Genomic DNA, 3,631 nt, shown 5'->3' with positions numbered 1-3,631 from the left:
GGTCGGGGACGACCTGCGGCAGCAGGTAGACGAGGGCGATGGCGGTCAGCGCGAGCGCGGGCGTGCCCAGCAGTACGAGCTCCACCGCGGAGCGGGCGCCGTCGCCGGTGAACACGCCGAGCACCAGCGAGAGCATGCCGCCCACCGCGGCCATCGCCAGCCCGGCCACCGCGGCGTACGCGACGGGCTTGGCCTTGGGCGAGGGCTCGCCGACCTTGGTGAGGAGGAGCACGGACCCCACGAAGAGCGCCACCACGTACGGGCTCGTCATGTCGAGGGTGTTCCACGACGCGCGTTCCATGATGGTCGTCTCAGGGGCGCCGACGAGCACGCGCCCGATCCTCACGAGCACGTACATCAGCCCCAGGACGACCATCGCCCAGGCGGCCGGCTCCTTCAGCCGGGCTACGTCAAATTTGCTCACAACTACCCCCATCGGACCCTTTAGCCCGAAGGGAGTGTGCCACATCAGCGACGAGGCTCGCGGGAGTCCCAGCAACCTCTTCCATCCCAATTCGACAAATATCCGCACGTACAGGTGCTTCAGCGGCGCGAAAACCGGTCCAGGGACAGCCCTGCCGGAGCGCGATGGAAGACTGGGCCGCATGCACATCGTGTCCCTCGCCGGCGGCATCGGCGGCGCCCGTTTCCTGCGCGGCCTGCGCGCGACCGAGCCCGACGCCTCGATCACCGTCATCGGCAACACGGGTGACGACATCACCCTGTTCGGCCTGCGGGTCTGTCCCGACCTCGACACCGTGATGTACACACTGGGCGGCGGCATCGATGAGGAGCAGGGCTGGGGCCGGGCCAAGGAGAGCCACGTCGTCAAGGAGGAGCTGGCCGCCTACGGCGTCGAGCCGCAGTGGTTCGGGCTGGGCGACCGCGACTTCGCCACCCACATCGTGCGCTCGCAGATGCTGGAGGCGGGCTATCCGCTCTCGCAGATCACGCAGGCGCTGTGCACGCGCTGGCAGCCCGGCGTGCGGCTGCTGCCGATGACCGACGACCGCTGCGAGACCCACGTCGTGATCGAGGACGAGCGAGGCAAACGCGCCGTGCACTTCCAGGAGTGGTGGGTACGCCTGCGCGCCTCGGTGCCCGCCCAGTCGTTCGCGCTGGTAGGGGCCGACACCGCCAAGCCCGCGCCCGGCGTGCTGGAGGCCGTCGAGCAGGCCGACGTGGTCATCCTGCCGCCGTCCAACCCGGTGGTGAGCATCGGCACGATCTTGCAGGTCCCTGGCATTCGCGAGGCCCTGCTGCCCAAGACCGTGGTCGGCGTCTCGCCGATCATCGGCGGCGCGCCGGTCAGGGGCATGGCCGACGCCTGCCTGACGGCCATCGGAGTGGAGACGACCGCGCAGGCCGTCCTGGAGCTGTACGGTTCCGAGCTGATCGACGGCTGGCTGGTGGCGGAGGAGGACCACGCGGTGGCCCTCGACGACGTCAGGGTGGTCGCCAGGCCGATCCTCATGCACGACCGCGACGCCGCCACCGGTATCGCCCGCACCGCACTCGACCTCGCCCTGGAGCTCGCCCGATGACCGACTCCCAGCACCCCGTCCCCGCCGAGCCCACGGCCGCCTCCCCACGTACGACCGCTCCCGTCCCCGCCGGGGCCGCCGCGCGGCGGGTCGAGGTGCTCGCCGTCACGGGCATCGGCGAGGTGCGGCCGGGCGACGACGTGGCGGTCCTGCTCAAGGACGCCGGGCTGCGTGACGGCGACATCGTGGTCGTCACCTCGAAGATCGTGAGCAAGGCGGAGGGCCGGGTGCGGCGGGCGCCCGACCGTACGCAGGCCATCGAGGACGAGACCGAGCGCGTGGTCGCCCGGCGCGGCGACACCATGATCTCCCAGACCCGCCAGGGTTTCGTCATGGCCGCCGCCGGCGTCGACGCCTCCAACACCGAGCCCGGCACCGTGCTGCTCCTGCCCCTCGATCCCGACGCCTCGGCCAGGCGCATCAGGGCCGGTCTGAGCGTGCGCGCCGGGGTGATCGTCTCCGACACGTTCGGCCGGCCGTGGCGCAACGGCCTCACCGACGTGGCCGTCGGGGCGGCGGGAGTGCGGCCGCTCGACGACTTCCGCGGCACGTCCGACGGCTACGGCAACGAGCTCAGCGCGACGGTCACCGCGCTCGCCGACGAGATCGCGAGCGCGGCCGAGCTGGTCAAGGGCAAGCTCGACGGAGTTCCCGTGGCGATCGTGCGCGGGCTGTCCCACCTGGTCACCGACGACGACGGGCCGGGTGTCAGGCCGCTGGTCCGCCCGGCCGACGAAGACCTGTTCCGGTACGGCTCGCGCGACGTCGTGTTCGCCCGCAGGACGATCAGGGAGTTCGCCGACCGGCCGGTCGATCCGGCGGCCGTGCGCAGGGCGGTGGCGGCGGGCATCGCCGCGCCGGCGCCGCATCACACGACCCCGTGGCGGTTCGTACTGGTCGAGTCGCCCGAGACGAGGACGAAGCTGCTCGACGCGATGCGCGAGGCGTGGATCGCCGACCTGCGCGGCGACGGGTTCACCGAGGAGTCGATCGCCAAGCGGGTCAGGCGCGGCGACGTGCTGCGCAACGCGCCCTACCTGGTGGTTCCGTGCCTGGTGATGGAGGGTTCCCACACCTACCGCGACGAGCGGCGCAACGCCTCCGAGCGGGAGATGTTCGTCGTGGCGGCGGGCGCCGGGGTGGAGAACCTCCTCATCCAGCTCGCCGTCGAGGGGCTGGGCTCGGCGTGGGTGTCGTCCACGATGTTCTGCCGGCCCGTCGTACGCGAGGTGCTCGGCCTGCCCGGGTCGTGGGACCCGATGGGCTGCGTGGCGGTCGGGCACGCGGCCGCGCCTCCGCGCGAGCGGGCGCCGCGCGACCCCGACGATTTCATCGTCACCCGTTGACCGGGTGACAGAACTCCGGTCAAGAAGGGCATTTACCGTTAGGAAACTTTCCTTTACATTCGGCTCTACCCCCCATTTACAAGGAGCCGACGGATGAGAAGGATCCTCACCTTGTTCGCCGCGGTGGTGGTCGGTCTGGCCACCACGGTGTTCAACACCGCGCCGGCGTTCGCCCACGGCTACGTCAACTCACCGCCCAGCCGCCAGGCCAACTGCGCCCAGGGCAAGGTGCCCGACTGCGGCCCCATCATCTATGAGCCGCAGTCGGTGGAAGGGCCGAAGGGCCTGCGCAGCTGCCACGCCAACCTCCCGCAGTTCGCCCAGCTCAGCGACGAGAGCAAGCCGTGGCCCGTCGCCTCGGTGGGCGGCACGGCCACCTTCACCTGGACGTTCACCGTCCAGCACGCCACCCGTGACTTCGAGTACTACATCGGCGGCACGCGGGTGGCCGTCTTCGACGGCGGCGGCAGGCAGCCCCCGCCCACCGTGTCCCACCCGGTCGACCTCTCCCGGTTCTCCGGACGTCAGAAGATCCTGGCGATCTGGAACATCGCCGACACGACCAACGCCTTCTACTCCTGCATCGACGTGAACATCGGCGGCGGGAACGACCCCGGCCGGCGTACGCGCCGCCACCTCGATCGCCACGACCACCGTGCTCACCCGCCGGCTCGCTTTCGGAGACGATGCCGGCCTGCAGGACAGGACCGCCCTGGTGCTCGGTCCCGACGCGAACGAAGT

4 protein-coding genes are annotated in these 3,631 nt (G+C 70.9%); 3 read left to right on the top strand and 1 reads right to left on the bottom strand.

Annotated features, from left to right (window positions below):
- On the bottom strand, nt 1-424 hold a 424-nt coding region (locus E1295_RS47575; protein WP_132641919.1), incomplete at its 3' end, for a hypothetical protein.
- Nucleotides 425-605: 181 nt separating this feature from the next.
- Between E1295_RS47575 and cofD the strand changes: the two genes are divergently transcribed.
- The 3 genes from cofD to E1295_RS47560 form a co-directional block, all read left to right on the top strand.
- On the top strand, nt 606-1,544 hold the full coding sequence (gene cofD / locus E1295_RS47570; protein WP_132641917.1) for a 2-phospho-L-lactate transferase: 939 nt from the start codon (nt 606-608) through the stop codon (nt 1,542-1,544).
- Entirely contained in the window at nt 1,541-2,890 is a 1,350-nt protein-coding gene (locus tag E1295_RS47565) for a coenzyme F420-0:L-glutamate ligase (protein WP_166427790.1), read from the top strand. The genes cofD and E1295_RS47565 overlap by 4 nt, the downstream gene beginning before the upstream one ends.
- Nucleotides 2,891-2,983: 93 nt before the next feature.
- Nucleotides 2,984-3,631: lytic polysaccharide monooxygenase auxiliary activity family 9 protein (locus E1295_RS47560; RefSeq protein WP_132641915.1), on the top strand; the 648-nt coding region annotated here is incomplete at its 3' end.

The organism is Nonomuraea mesophila (assembly GCF_004352805.1).
In the GTDB taxonomy this organism is placed as follows: Bacteria; Actinomycetota; Actinomycetes; order Streptosporangiales; family Streptosporangiaceae; genus Nonomuraea; species Nonomuraea longispora.
The sequence above is the reverse complement of the archived record's forward strand: the minus strand, read 5'-3'. Positions and strand labels throughout refer to the sequence as shown.